The sequence below is a fragment of the Brucella sp. NBRC 113783 genome (genome assembly GCF_040372265.1).
Lineage (GTDB): Bacteria > Pseudomonadota > Alphaproteobacteria > Rhizobiales > Rhizobiaceae > Brucella > Brucella teleogrylli.
Genome location: NZ_BAABRX010000003.1, coordinates 650,437 through 663,704, shown reverse-complemented (window position 1 = coordinate 663,704; position 13,268 = coordinate 650,437). Strand labels below are relative to the sequence as shown.

The window sequence follows — 13,268 nt, the reverse complement described above, 5'->3', positions numbered from 1 at the left end:
GACAACCTAGCGGAAAAATTTTTAACAGGCTATTGCTATGCTCAAAAAGCGAACAGTTTACCTCAATGGAAACTTCGTTCCCCAAGACGAGGCGAATATTTCTGTATTTGACCGCGGCTTCCTGTTTGCCGATGCTGTCTATGAAGTTGTGTCAGTCATTGATGGCAAAATTCTCGATTTTGACGGACATGCAGCCCGATTGGATCGCTCACTTTCCGAGCTGCGCATCCGTCAGCCGCTTCACCGCCAGACGCTTCTTGATATTTTGCGGCAACTGATCATAGAAAACCAGCTCGATCAGGGACTGGTCTATCTGCAGATATCCAGAGGAAACCCCGGCGACCGGGATTTTGCGTTTCCAGACGAAGCCGTTCAGCCGACAGTTGTGATGTTCACACAAGCGGTGTCCAATCTGATTGACGGGCCAAAGTCAAAGACAGGGGTCAAGGTGATTTCTGTGCCCGATCTACGGTGGGCGCGTCGTGATATCAAGACTGTGCAGCTGCTTTACCCCTCAATGGCAAAAATGTTGGCAAAGCAAGCAGGCGTAGATGATGCGTGGTTCGTTCAAGATGGTTTTGTTACCGAGGGCACTGCCAATAACGCGTATATCGTTAAGGACAACAAGGTGATTACCCGTGCACTGTCTAACGATATTCTGCATGGCATTACGCGAACCGCCCTTTTGCGCTATGTGGCTTGTACGACGCTGGAAATTGTTGAACGCAGTTTTACTATTAAGGAGGTGATGGAGGCTGACGAAGCGTTCATCACTGGCGCCTCGACATTTGTCACGCCCGTAATTGCAATCGATGGTGAATCGATTGGTACCGGGAAGCCAGGCCAAATTACACGCGACCTGCGCGCGCTTTATATTTCCGAGGCACGAAAAACCGCCATCTAGAAGGGATTTTGAGTCGGCCGCGATATCCAGAACCGTTGGACAAAGAATAGTATGTTCGGAACTAATGGCCACTACAAAGACGAAGGTTAATTCTATTTCTGACTGGCAATCAGTTCACCACCCCCAAGATTTGTACGAAATGATACCGTGTGAATCAAATCAATACCGATATATCGCTAACGCCCATGCCCTCACGGATGTGTCGAGAGAGTTCTTCAACAAATTTGTCCGGGTTTGTGGCAAGTGCAACTAACCGCGCGTGCCGGTCTGCTATTCCCGCAATATTCAGTTCATGTTTCTGGACATTCAGCATGGCCAGTTCAATCTGATCCTGTAATGCATGATACGACTCCAGAAGACGCCTGTGATCAGCGCATTCGATCAATATCTCATGAAAGCGACGGTCGGCCGCTGCCAGCGACTTGAGATCTCGGTTCTCGGCAGCCGATGCGATAGCAGGTATGGCCGCCGCTAAAGCGGAAGATGTATAACTTCTTTGAAGCGCTAAACGGGCTCCCATGACTTCAAGAGCCGTACGCAAGGTGGCCAGTTCGAAAATATCTCGTTCATTGAAGCTAACAACGATATAGGAACGGTTGGGTGATTTCTCGATCAATCCACCCCTCTCGATTAGCCTCAGGGCCTCACGCAGCGTTGCGCGGCTGACGCTGAGGTCTGATGCTATGCTCGATTCGCGTACCCTTTGTCCTGCTGGCAATTCCCCACTTAGAATTTTTCCTCGCAGACTGGTGGCTAAGATCTGCACCATGTCGCCGGTACGTCCTTGCGGATCGTTTTGCTCGTCTGAAGGCGTAAAATTATTAGACATGGCTCCATCTTTTCTATATGTGTCGACAATAAAATAAAAAGTGCCGACACTTTCATATCGGGAACTTAGAGGGAAATTGATTCCCATGGAGGGGAAATTATGGATGAACATACCGCTCGACAAGTGACACGCAACATAATGCCGCTGCTCGGGATTAGCTTTTTCGTATCAATTCTGGACCGCGTGAATGTTGGATTCGCGTCTCTAACAATGAACGCTGACATAGGCCTTTCGGCTGCAGCTTATGGTTTTGGCGCAGGTATCTTCTTTCTTGGCTACTTTGCATTCGAGATTCCTAGCAATCTCATTTTGCAGAAGGTCGGCGCGCGCCGATGGATAGCGCGTATCATGGTCACATGGGGCCTTCTTTCCATGTGCATGGCTTTGGTACAAGGCCCTTATTCCTTCTATGCGGTCCGTTTCCTTCTGGGTCTTGCCGAGGCCGGTTTTGTTCCCGGTGTCGTCTATTATATGAACCAGTGGTACACGAAACGTGAGATTGGCAGGGCAACCGCGATCTTTTTCGCGTTCGGGCCTATTGCGAATGCTGTTGGTGCACCGCTGTCAACAGCGTTGATCGAGGCCTTCGACTGGCGCTGGATGTTTATCATCGAGGGTATACCTGCCATCATCCTCGGTATTGTTGTCTTTCTGAGGTTACCTGATCGCGTTGAAGACGCAAAGTTTCTTAACAATAGCCAGAAAAGCGTACTGCGCGCACAGTTGCAGGCGGAAGGCAATTCTGCTGCAAAGCATGCCTCGCCACTGTCTGCATTAATGGATTTGCCTACACTTGCGCTCGCGCTCCAGTATTTCCTTATCCTGACAACTGGCTATGCGCTTAACATGTGGCTTCCGCAAATCGTTCGCGAACTGGGTGTTCAGACTTCGATGGTGGGCTGGGTGGTGGCTGTCCCCTATATAGCAGCCGCGCTCGCGATCTATTTCTGGAGCCGGTACACGAAATATACGGATGATCGCCTGTTTTACGTGCTCATCCCCTGTGCTCTTGGGGCATTGGGGTTTGTGATAGGTGCTCTGACGACAAATCCGCTGATTTCGATGTTCGCGTTCTGTTGTGTTGCGGCGGGCATTTATGCCGGCGGGAGTGCCTATTGGGCGCTGCCGCGGCCTGCTGTATCAGGCGCTGCGGCGGCGGCCGCGATCGCACTGGCGAACTCACTTGGAAATCTCGGCGGATTCACCGGTCCCTACCTGTTCGGGATCATTCGCGATACGACCGGTAATTATGAATATGCGCTTTTCGTCGCGGCTGCTTTTCTTCTGTCGGGAGGGCTCATGAGTTTCGTGAACATCCGGCTTGCACGGCGGCGTGAGGCGCTAATTGTTGCTGCCCGCTAAAACTGTGTGGAAGGAAAGAAATTTCAGTCTTCTAACGCTTTTAAAAGGAATGGATTCATGGAAAGTTTTCGTGCTCGCTGCAAGGCACGCTCACCGCTGATAGGAACGTTTTCCGCTATCCCCCATCCTGTCGCGGTCGAAGTGACGGCTGCCACCGGGCTTGATTTCGTCTGCATAGACTGGGAACATTCGCAGATCAGTCGTGAGCGTATTGAGGATCTGATCCGGGCTTGCGATGTTCACTCTGTGCCGGCTATGGTCCGGGTACCGGGTCATACACCGGAAGCGATTGCGGCTGTGCTTGATGCCGGTGCGCAAGGTGTTCTTGTGCCGCGCGTATCAACGGCTCACCAAGCACGGGCCGCAGTTCAGGCAACGCGCTATCCGCCGATCGGCGCTCGAGGGGTTGGACCTGGTCGCGCCGCGGCCTATGGCTATCGTATTCCAGACTATCTAACCGCAGCAAACGATGCCATCGCTTTGGCGATCCAGGTCGAAACGGCTGAAGGTCTGGCCAATATCGAAGAGATCTCAGAAGTTGATGGTGTCGATGTGATTTTCATAGGCCCCGGAGACCTGTCCGTTTCCATCGATGCGATGGGACCGAATGGTCGCGAAAAGCTTGTTGCTGCGATTGAAAAGATCACAAGAACAGCAATTTCTACGAACAAAGCCGTAGGCATTTTCCGCCCGGATACAAGCGACATAGCCGCTTGGTACGGGAAAGGAATCTCGTTCTATCTGCTCGCAAGCGATACGATGTTTCTCGGCGCTGCAATGGCTGGAGGCATATCGCAAACGCGAGCCGCGCTCACTGAAACGGAAAGGAAATCTGCATGAAGATCGTCAAGTGTGATGGCGTTCTCGCCGTTGAGCCGGAACAACATGCCTATCTTGCGGAGCTCGATGCGGCCTTCATAGAAAAGACACTTCTCAATGAAGAGGAGCTGATTGAGGAATGCTACGACGCAGATGCGTTGATGATCTTGCGGGAACCGGTGACTGAGCGTGTTTTGAAGGCGCTGCCAAAACTCAAAGTCATCGGTCGTTTTGGTGTAGGACTCGATTCCATTGATGTCGAGGCCTGTACACGGGCAGGAGTGCAGGTCACTTATGTGCCAGACTCCAATCTGGACGAGGTCAGCACTCACGCCGTGGCAATGATGTTGGCTCTCGCTCGTCGGCTGAAGCGCTACGACACTGCAGTGCGTGAAGGCCGATGGCAAGCTATGGTTGACGGCGAGGGGATTATTCGGCCATCGCATCAAACGCTCGGTTTGATCGGTTTTGGTCAAATCGGTCGTATGACGGCACGCAAGGCCTCAGCATTCGGGTATAAGATCATCGCTTACGATCCCTATATGGCTGCGGACCGCATTGCTGCGACCGGTGTGGAAGCAGCCACGTTCGAGGAAGTGATAACTCAATCCGATATTGTTTCGCTTCATGTTCCCGCCACGCCTGAAACACAGAATATCATCTCACGAGACGTGCTTGCACGAATGAAGAAGGGTGCGATCCTAGTCAACGTTTCCCGCGGCGGCCTTGTGGATGAAGGAGCGTTGGCTGACGCACTCCAATCGGCACACCTGTCTGGCGCCGGCATTGATACGCTGGTTCAGGAACCGGTAGGGATGGACAACCCGCTTCTGAGCGTGGAAAACCTCCTTCTTTCTCCACATGCTGCACATTATTCCAAGCAGTCTTATTCAGAGGTGAGAAACAAGGTATTCGCAGACGTAGTAGCCGTGTTGCGCAATCGGGCACCAAGGTACGGATTTAATTCAGTCCTTAAGAGGGATTGATCTCCTGGTCATGCTGCTTTCAGTAATGACGAGAACAATGGCCTTGGCGCCAACTATATCAGGTGGCAAGACATAGAGCCTCTTCCGCCTTGTGTGCGGAAGAGCATCTTGTTCTTATTTAACTATCAGCGGATCGCCCATTACGGGGGCAGCGGTTCATACCTTTTCAAGGCGTAGCGAATGCTTTAACGACAGTTGGTTTCTTGGCTGGATATCAGGTGACTGTCCGCTTGTCGTTTTATGCGGTCAAGCTGAGTCAGGCGCCCCGTTGCTGCGGGCAGCAAAATAATACCAATTAACCTTAAGTTTGCGGCGAAGGGCGGCGGGTATTGAGCCTGTTTGTGCACCGGGCTGCGTGCCCAGTGCATATCAATCTGTGTTCTGAAATCTGCCACACAAAGAATCAACAAACGCGGCTATCCCACAAGCCGTTATCGTCGCAATCGGCAGAAGGCTCGTAACCACCGCCTCCTCCGTGGCTTATGGAGGCATCAAAAAACGTTATAGATAAAGTTGCTGCGCTGGAGTTTAGTCTAGCTAATTATAATAGCTGGTTCAGTGCTACAGCGGCATCACCATCGATAATGAGGCCGTTGACGATGCCACTTTTCAGAAGCGCTTTGGCCGCAAGCGCTTTCTCCTGCCCGGCGATGAGCAGCACGACTTGAACCTTCTTCAGTTCGGCAAAGCTGAGAGCGATGGTGCGCTGATTCATCTCGTGCTCGACCTGCTGCCCGTCCTTGTCGTAGAAAATGCCATTGGTGTCACCAATTGCACCGGCGGCACGCAGGCTTTCCAGTTCGGATTTGCTGAGCATGTTCTGGCGGCGCAGCAGTGAGTCCTCCGTCAACTCGCCAGCGCTAATGAAGCAGACGGAGGCTGTGCGGGCAATCTCCAGCGCACGCGCCACAGAACGTTGCGAGATGAGGACTTTTCGATCTTCTGCGGAATCAGCAATGAACGGAACTGGCAGGAAAAAGCCTTGCCCGCCCGTGGACCAGAATGGCCGCTGCGACGAGAGCCTGAGTCGAGAATGCCACGAGAATAAGTACAAAACCTTTGCGCCGTTGATGGGCAGGCAGATCACCTGAACAGGCGGTGGTGACTGCTCCATTCGTTGATCGTTTCCGACCACTCTTTGCAATAGAACGCGTAAGCAAAAGGTGTACCGGCACGCAGAGAAACAAATGGAGGCAAGCGAACAGCAAATAGGTCTGTTGCCAGGTAATCCAGTGCTGAAGCGTTGTTATGATGGGCCAGAAAATTGTCGAGGCAAAGCCTGCAATCAGTGTCAGATAGGTAATGCTACGCTGGGCAACATTTGGCGCTAATTGCACCAATAATGCAAAAGCTGCTCCATACTGGACGAGATTAGCGGCGATTTCGATGATCGTCAGCGCGCCTGCAAACGCCAAGGCATTTGGAGAAAACGAACACAGTACGAGAGAGATGGCGGCCAGTATCGAGCCTGTCGTCATCATGCGACCTGCGCCGTAACGATCAATCCATTTGCCTAACCAGGGAGCCAGAAAGCCCCCGGCTAGCAGAGCAACCGACAGCGCTCCGAAAATCCATTCGTTGGAAACGGAGAAGTCCCGCGCCATGGATGGCGCGAGAATACTGAAGGAATAATATAAAGTGCCGTAACCGATATTCTGGGTCAGTCCGAGACCGGCAATGGCCGCAATGGGAAACCGTTCAGCGCTCATATTGATTTCAACGAAACACGCTTTTCGAGTTTGACCGCTTCTTCCTGGCGCTCGCTATATCGGTCTGTGAGGTGATCCGAGATGCCCCGTGTCAGAAGTGTAAACTTCATTAGTTCTTCCATCACATCGATCACGCGATCATAGAACGATGAAGGTTTCATCCGTCCAGCGTCGTCAAATTCCTGCCATGCCTTTGCGACGGATGACTGGTTTGGAATGGTGATCATTCGCATCCAACGCCCAAGAATGCGCATCTGATTGACAGCGTTGAAGCTCTGCGATCCCCCTGAAACCTGCATCAATGCCAGAGTTCGGCCCTGCGTCGGACGAATTGCTCCGCCCGGCAAAGGAATCCAGTCGATCTGCGATTTCATGACGGCGCTCATGGCTCCATGACGTTCTGGACTGGTCCAGACTTGCCCTTCTGACCAAAGCATTGCCTCACGCAATTCCTGAACCTTCGGATGCTCTGCCGAACCGTCGTCTGGCAAGGGAAGACCATTGGCATGAAAGAGACGCGTTTCAGCGCCCATCGCATCGAGCAGACGCTGCGCTTCCAGCGTCAGAAACCGACTATAGGAACGATCACGAAGTGAGCCATAGAGCAAAAGGATACGAGGCTTATGCTTTGGAAAGTCGGCGCGTAGTGCATCCAGGTTGGGCAATGCGAAGGAATTCTGATAGAGGTTCGGCAGGTCCATGTCAGCGCGACTTTCTTTCATAGGTGATGACTTCTCCGTCCTCTTTGGTGAATGACGACACCGGGTTTTCCAGAATGTCGAGAACCAGTTCTGACGGACGGCACAGTTTGGTGCCAAGCGGCGCTTCCACGATTGGACGATTGATCAGGATAGGATGCGTCATCATGAAGTTGACCAGTTCGTCATCGGTCCAGTTGGGATCGGACAATCCCAACTCGGCATACGGTGTGCCTTTCTCGCGAAGGAGTTGGCGAGGCGACATCTGCATTGCAGTGAGCAGTTCGACCAGTCGTTCTCGCGATGGCGGATTTTGCACATATTCAATGACGACAGGCTCTTCGCCGCTGGCGCGGATTATCGCCAATGTGTTGCGAGAGGTCCCACAGTTCGGATTGTGATAAATCGTAACAGACATCAGAGTTTTCCTGTTTCGGTGACTGGCTTTTGATTGGCACCGCGTTCGTACCACCCCTTTGAGCGGTTCACGATCCAGACGACCGAGAGCATGACGGGCACTTCAACAAGAACGCCAACCACTGTTGCGAGCGCCGCGCCAGATGAGAAGCCGAATAGGCTGATTGCTGCTGCTACTGCCAGCTCGAAGAAGTTGGATGCGCCAATCAAAGCTGACGGACCAGCAACGCAATGTTGCTCGCCTGAAATTCGATTCAACAGATAGGCGAGGCCAGAGTTGAAATAGACCTGGATGAGGATCGGGACGGCCAGCATCGCAATGATCATGGGCTGTGCGATGATCTGCTCTCCTTGAAATCCGAAGAGCAGAACAAGTGTCGCCAACAGCGCAATCAGGGACAGCGGCTGTAGTGTTCTGAGCATTGCATCGAAAGCTCGTTGTCCACCGCTGGCGAGAATACTTCTGCGCAGGATTTGCGCGATAATCACCGGAATGACGATATAGAGGACAACCGACAGAACGAGCGTGTCCCACGGGACAGTAATTGCCGACAGTCCGAGCAGTAGCCCGACGATAGGGGCAAATGCCACAACCATGATCGCGTCGTTCAAGGCGACCTGGGATAGCGTGAAATGCGGCTCGCCCTTGGTCAAGTTGGACCAGACGAACACCATTGCTGTGCAAGGGGCGGCCGCCAGAATAATCAGACCAGCAATGTAGGAATCGATCTGGTCTGCAGGCAGATAAGGGCGAAACAGCCAGCCGATAAATAGCCAACCGAGAAGTGCCATAGAGAATGGTTTGACGGCCCAATTGATAAAGAGCGTGACGCCAATGCCACGCCAGTGCTCAGTGACCTGTCTCAATGCGTTGAAATCGATCTTCAGCAACATGGGGATGATCATAAGCCAGATGAGAATAGCAACCGGAATATTGACCCTGGCGACTTCAGCAGATCCGATTGCATGGAATACTGTCGGAAAGAAGTGCCCCAGAGCTACGCCAGCGACAATGCAAAGAGCCACCCAGACAGTCAGATATCGTTCGAATATGGACATCAGTTATTCTCCACATTCCAGGTTGCCTTGCTCAAAATTGAACGCACGACGTTACCCGTGCTCAAGCTGAGCACGCTATAAACCCTAGCTGTCATTGTATCAGTCCGTTTGGTGGAAGGCCGAATTCGTCGGTCTCGTGTTATTGTGTAGTCGCTTTCGGTTCGCAACAGGGTGTTAGGCTTTGTATGAGAGGTTCGCAGAGTTCAGCACTACCGCCGCAACAGTCTTTGATCATGAAAAGGGTCAGTTCGCGAAAACGGTCGAGGTCGGCGCGATAGATAATCGAACGGCTCTGACGTTCACCTTTTATAAGTCCAGCGCGAGATAATATCGCCAGATGTGCAGACATCGTATTCTGCGGTACATCCAGCATGCGCGCCAGTTCACCAGCAGGAATACCCGTAGGTTCGTGTTGCACCAACCTCCGGAATGTATCCAGTCGTGTCGGTTGGGCCAGGGCAGCGAAAGCTGTTATTGCTTCTTCATTTTCCATATATCCAGAATAATGGATATAAAGAGACTGTCAATAGGCAAAGCTGTTTCGAAACGTTGTCGCCAGTTCGTAAAATTGTCCGGCTGTCCAGCCCCTAAGCCGCCCGGAGGCGTATTGCGCAGGAGTTGGGGAAGTCACAACAATAGTTGGTACAGCAGTATTCACACATTGGCAGCATTATTGATATGGATAGCCGCGGATCGCTGTTGAGAACCGCAGCTTATATGACCAAGGAAGCATTTTTAGCGACGCAGCCAGTCTGAGTTAACGGCGATGGAACTGCAGCCATATTTGCTTTCTCCTTACATGAAGCGCATGATGCTCAAAACGGCAGTAAGTGAAACGGGTGCTGTCGTTCAGGTTTCAAATACCTGGCCCGCAACAAAGGAGGACAAAATGTCTTCCATCGCGTTGAATTCCAGAAACATCACTATGATTTCGCGACTTCTAAGGGAGGCTCGTAAAACCGGCGACACACAAGATTTGCGCACTGATGCTGCACGTTATCTGACACGTCGATTTCAGGAGGGAACACGTGACGAAGGTCGACTACAGATCGCCCTGACACAATTTATCAAGAAACATCGAAGAATGGCAAATGCCGTCCATCGTTGCGATGACGAAGGCGACGCAGTAAAAAGCGAAACGTAATGGCCCTTTCATTTCCAAACCCCAGCAGAAGTTTCGATGATCTTGAGATGGGCGTGCGATTTGTCGGCTACGATGGAATGACCTCCGTCCCATTTCTAATCGATAAGCCCGCCCTGGAGAATAATGGCGTCATTGCAGCGACGGAATCATCGCTTCTTGCCGCCTTCGACGTCTCACGGAAACTGATCTACGATGCTGCTCGCGAGGTCTATTCACAGGCTCGGCAAACTTCCTATCGCATCACCGTGGAGGACATGAAGTAGCTTTTTATGCAATGATTGACCCGATCTGCCGTCGCAATTCAGCCTCAGTTGCTTTGCTCAAATTTAAAGCGCATGGTGCATGTCTCGACAGCTTTTGAAACGGGCGCTGTCGGTTGCGAGTGCATACTCCAGCCCCAATACAAGGAGGACGAAATGTCTTCCAAAATTATCAAGCCCTACTTTGGACCTACCGACTTTCGAATGATGCGTGAAATACTGCGACGCGCCGGCTATCGGCTTTACGATACCGCAGAAAACCGTGCCGCTCACATATCCGCAGCAAGGCTACTCATTCAGGAATTTCAATCTGGGCACCCACCATCGCGAGCGATGTCGCAGCTTTCTCGGCAACATCCCTGTAAGAATGTGGAAGTATCTCCAGCGGTGATTTGAACCATCACTGGATTGGTCCGGTATGAAAGAATTAGTTAATTCCTCAAAAACAGGAAGTTTTCAAAATGCCCCGTGGTCAGAAAAGAAGTAACCGAGAAATAAGAGAGCCAAAGAAAGATAAGGTCAAGGAGAAAACTGCGTCAACAGATGTCGTTTCAGGTCGCTTTCCTACTCCTGCCAATGACTTGATCAAAACCAAACGGCATTAGTTATAGCTGTGTCTCCCACTTTTCTTGGTGAGGAGACACAGCCCCTATCGGGGGTACAATCATGCCAACGTCTACATTTAGTTCAATAGGCAATTTGTATTGCGAAGGAAAGAACCTCGGTTCTGTTAGCTACAGTATTTCCATACTCACGGAAGGCGAGAAGACGTTTACAAAGGGCGTCTTGTGGGCAAGCATGGACATACTCCGGCAGGCCTATCTAGGAGATCTTGTTCAATTATCATCGGAAAAAGGCAACGGTTTGCTGAACGTGGATGTAAAGAACGTCGGAATACATGGAAACTCTGACTTCATTATAGTTGGAAAGCAGACGTTTTAGGATATCGCATACCAGTACTTAATAGACGTAGGAACCGAGCACCCACGCGACCAATCCGATGTCGATGCATATGATGAGAAATGCGATCAGATACACGCTCAATTTACGATCCAAAGATTTTTGGGCTGACATTCTATCCTCGCCAGATTGATCACGTGTCATTGAGACGATGCCAGCCCGGTAAGTTCCTCGTGAAACAGGCCTCTCGATCCCCACTCGAAGTCGCCGTATTAAGCCCGACGTCACGAAACGCGGATTATCAGCCATGGGCCAACCTCAATCGGAGCCGCTTTCGAGGAGGCCATCGCAAGACCAAGGATTTTGCAGTGACTTGCGGGGCCGTATAGCCCCCCTCATTCTCCCAGGCTTCCAGTTCTCTTTGATTAGATTGTGATAGCCGTTGGGCGCGAATTGCCAAAAGCATGTCCAGCATCTGCACAGGATTATGGCTTCCGTCGCTGAAAATTTCACAAAGGTGTTTGGCGGCTTCCATGCGAGTCTCTGGCTTTTCGCAACCCTCCAGCGAATATCCGGAACGTTGCAGGAAAGCACGTAGCGAAGGGAAATCTTCTGGGCCAAAGTAGGATAGACGTGAAGCGGAAGACATCGCATGTCCCCTTCATTTTGGGGCAGGAGATTGTTCTCTCCCAACGACAGCGCCCGTTTCAATTGCTGTGCATAATAAACAGTGCGCCTTTTCGAATTAAAGCGCAAGCAGACATGTAATATTTATTTATTTATTTAAAAATAATCGGCTTAGAATTTTTATCAGATAATCATGAGACGGAGAAAATCAACGCGTTGCATTATACTTTTGCATCTTCTCAATTTCATGAATGAATTTTTCCGCATACTGCGCTGTATTAACGTAGTTCAGCTCATTGGAGCCAAGAATATGATGATGCGTGAATACTGCTTTAAGTCGATCCAGAAATTTGGGTTCGGTCTCGGCTAGATGCCCGATGAGAACCTGAAGTATCTGCTCATGTGCAAGAACCTTTCGTTCTAGAGCTGTGGTGTCATTAGCCATTGCGTTTGCTCCTCGGTAAAGAATGACGTGGCGACCTGGTACGTGAGAAACCGCCGCAAGAACGCCGGAGAATATTCGCAAGCTGCGACCAATCTTTAGATGGAGAAGTCATTTGTTCATGAGCATTTCTGAGATCGCTTCTGCTGGCCGTCGTGTCCTCATCATGCCGTGGACGTACAGAAACAGTTTCCAAATTAATGCTATGGGTAAGTTGTTTATTCATTATAGCCTCCTCGTTCGGTTTCCCGGCCACATTAAAGCGCCTTGGCGAGTTCGTTGCCGCACGCAGTAGCGAGCGCGGTATTGGGTTGCTGTGCTCCCAACGGTGTCGCCCACCCTGTCTTCTCGATAAAGGTACCGCGGGAGTAAGCTGGTGCGGCCTTAAAGTCAGCCAGTATGTTTACAACGGCCGGATCGTTTTTCGATTTTTCAAGACAGTAAGGCGTTAGAGCGAGTGCTACCCCGTCGGTCATGTTGGATGCAATCAGGCGCTCAGAAGTGCCTTGTGTTACCCACCCACCTACGGAGAACCCGACAGCAATTGCCGCAATGGCACCAACCGATGCGCCGCCGAGTGCGGGCTTTAACCAATCAAACTTGTTCATGATGGTATCCGATCTTCAGTGATCGAACGCACATAATTATGCGTTGGATTTTGATTATAGCACCAATGTAATCAACTTTTGCGAGAATTCTATATAAATTTTAATTTTAAGTTGTCTTGCGTCGCCGAGTTGAATTTTTGTGCTTACATAATTTTTCCGAACCGAGAAAACTCCCACTGCTAGTGCACCACCTTTTCCAAGCGTGGCCTTACTGGTTGCGAGATTTCACGGGCTTTTGCAGAATACAGTGTGCTCGTTATTGGAACATAGCCACCACCCGTTTGTTGTGCTGAAAATGATAAAGACATTGGGCACATGACAGATCTTAAAAAACCATACCATTCGTCGAGACAGTTTGCTGCGGGCGTGAGACTTTGTGATCTCCCGTCGCAAGTTATAGCAGAGGCGTTGAAAGACGGTTTGAGAGTGAGGTTCTCCAACAATAATGCAGACACGTTTTCGGAGCTTTTGGCGCGCCTCGACGCTGCAGAGAAAAAATATCGC

At 51.0% G+C, this 13,268-nt stretch carries 16 protein-coding genes; 7 read left to right on the top strand and 9 right to left on the bottom strand.

Translation table 11 applies throughout. The features are described from left to right. Nucleotides 1-37: 37 nt before the first annotated feature. Nucleotides 38-904 carry a D-amino-acid transaminase gene (locus ABWW11_RS13675; RefSeq protein WP_109365762.1) on the top strand — a complete coding sequence of 289 codons (867 nt, stop codon included), beginning with the start codon at nucleotides 38-40 and terminating at the stop codon, nucleotides 902-904. A 154-nt stretch (nucleotides 905-1,058) separates the two neighbouring features. Here the strand turns inward: ABWW11_RS13675 and ABWW11_RS13670 are convergent, their stop codons facing one another. Further along, entirely contained in the window at nucleotides 1,059-1,733 is a 675-nt protein-coding gene (locus ABWW11_RS13670; protein ID WP_181375961.1) for a GntR family transcriptional regulator, read from the bottom strand. A gap of 99 nt (nucleotides 1,734-1,832) precedes the next feature. Between ABWW11_RS13670 and ABWW11_RS13665 the strand changes: the two genes are divergently transcribed. From ABWW11_RS13665 to ABWW11_RS13655, 3 genes are read left to right on the top strand one after another with little or no spacing between them, the layout of a single operon-like run. After that, the gene (locus ABWW11_RS13665) at nucleotides 1,833-3,095 is read left to right on the top strand and encodes an MFS transporter (protein ID WP_109365763.1); all 1,263 of its coding nucleotides are present in this window, start codon (nucleotides 1,833-1,835) and stop codon (nucleotides 3,093-3,095) included. Nucleotides 3,096-3,152: 57 nt separating this feature from the next. Then, nucleotides 3,153-3,935: an HpcH/HpaI aldolase family protein gene (locus ABWW11_RS13660; protein ID WP_109365764.1), complete on the top strand. Its 783-nt coding sequence runs from the start codon at nucleotides 3,153-3,155 to the stop codon at nucleotides 3,933-3,935. Beyond that, complete coding sequence (locus ABWW11_RS13655) at nucleotides 3,932-4,900, top strand: C-terminal binding protein (protein ID WP_109365765.1); 969 nt, start codon at nucleotides 3,932-3,934, stop codon at nucleotides 4,898-4,900. Before ABWW11_RS13660 ends, ABWW11_RS13655 begins: the two co-directional genes overlap by 4 nt. 541 nt (nucleotides 4,901-5,441) lie before the next feature. Here the strand turns inward: ABWW11_RS13655 and ABWW11_RS13650 are convergent. From ABWW11_RS13650 to ABWW11_RS13625, 6 genes are all read right to left on the bottom strand, one after another. Further along, nucleotides 5,442-5,954, bottom strand: coding sequence for a sugar-binding domain-containing protein (locus ABWW11_RS13650; protein WP_319080276.1), 513 nt, complete (start codon nucleotides 5,952-5,954; stop codon nucleotides 5,442-5,444). Next, the gene (locus ABWW11_RS13645; RefSeq protein WP_319080277.1) at nucleotides 5,851-6,609 is read right to left on the bottom strand and encodes an MFS transporter; all 759 of its coding nucleotides are present in this window, start codon (nucleotides 6,607-6,609) and stop codon (nucleotides 5,851-5,853) included. The genes ABWW11_RS13650 and ABWW11_RS13645 overlap by 104 nt, the downstream gene beginning before the upstream one ends. Next, on the bottom strand, nucleotides 6,606-7,331 hold the full coding sequence (gene arsH / locus ABWW11_RS13640) for an arsenical resistance protein ArsH (protein ID WP_109365766.1): 726 nt from the start codon (nucleotides 7,329-7,331) through the stop codon (nucleotides 6,606-6,608). The genes ABWW11_RS13645 and arsH overlap by 4 nt, the downstream gene beginning before the upstream one ends. Next, nucleotides 7,312-7,725 (bottom strand): arsenate reductase (glutaredoxin), encoded by a 414-nt coding sequence (gene arsC, locus ABWW11_RS13635; RefSeq protein WP_100651581.1) that lies wholly within the window; start codon nucleotides 7,723-7,725, stop codon nucleotides 7,312-7,314. Before arsC ends, arsH begins: the two co-directional genes overlap by 20 nt. Beyond that, on the bottom strand, nucleotides 7,725-8,783 hold the full coding sequence (arsB, locus tag ABWW11_RS13630; protein WP_109365767.1) for an ACR3 family arsenite efflux transporter: 1,059 nt from the start codon (nucleotides 8,781-8,783) through the stop codon (nucleotides 7,725-7,727). Before arsB ends, arsC begins: the two co-directional genes overlap by 1 nt. A 139-nt stretch (nucleotides 8,784-8,922) precedes the next feature. Continuing rightward, a complete protein-coding gene (locus ABWW11_RS13625; protein WP_109365768.1) occupies nucleotides 8,923-9,276 on the bottom strand; it encodes an ArsR/SmtB family transcription factor in 354 nt (117 codons plus the stop codon). Between the two features lie 273 nt (nucleotides 9,277-9,549). Here ABWW11_RS13625 and ABWW11_RS13620 point away from each other — a divergent pair, with 273 nt between their 5' ends. The 3 genes from ABWW11_RS13620 to ABWW11_RS13610 all read left to right on the top strand — a co-directional run bounded on the left by ABWW11_RS13620 (nucleotide 9,550) and on the right by ABWW11_RS13610 (nucleotide 10,583). Then, nucleotides 9,550-9,927: a hypothetical protein gene (locus ABWW11_RS13620; RefSeq protein ID WP_109365769.1), complete on the top strand. Its 378-nt coding sequence runs from the start codon at nucleotides 9,550-9,552 to the stop codon at nucleotides 9,925-9,927. After that, nucleotides 9,927-10,190 (top strand): DUF1488 family protein, encoded by a 264-nt coding sequence (locus ABWW11_RS13615; RefSeq protein ID WP_109365770.1) that lies wholly within the window; start codon nucleotides 9,927-9,929, stop codon nucleotides 10,188-10,190. The genes ABWW11_RS13620 and ABWW11_RS13615 overlap by 1 nt, the downstream gene beginning before the upstream one ends. A gap of 153 nt (nucleotides 10,191-10,343) precedes the next feature. Beyond that, the gene (locus tag ABWW11_RS13610; RefSeq protein WP_124916094.1) at nucleotides 10,344-10,583 is read left to right on the top strand and encodes a hypothetical protein; all 240 of its coding nucleotides are present in this window, start codon (nucleotides 10,344-10,346) and stop codon (nucleotides 10,581-10,583) included. A 1,339-nt stretch (nucleotides 10,584-11,922) separates the two neighbouring features. Here the strand turns inward: ABWW11_RS13610 and ABWW11_RS13605 are convergent. Together ABWW11_RS13605 and ABWW11_RS13600 are read right to left on the bottom strand one after the other, a co-directional pair. Further along, the gene (locus tag ABWW11_RS13605; RefSeq protein WP_109365772.1) at nucleotides 11,923-12,159 is read right to left on the bottom strand and encodes a hypothetical protein; all 237 of its coding nucleotides are present in this window, start codon (nucleotides 12,157-12,159) and stop codon (nucleotides 11,923-11,925) included. A 254-nt stretch (nucleotides 12,160-12,413) separates the two neighbouring features. Next, a complete protein-coding gene (locus ABWW11_RS13600; RefSeq protein ID WP_319080278.1) occupies nucleotides 12,414-12,764 on the bottom strand; it encodes a hypothetical protein in 351 nt (116 codons plus the stop codon). Nucleotides 12,765-13,268: the final 504 nt, after the last annotated feature.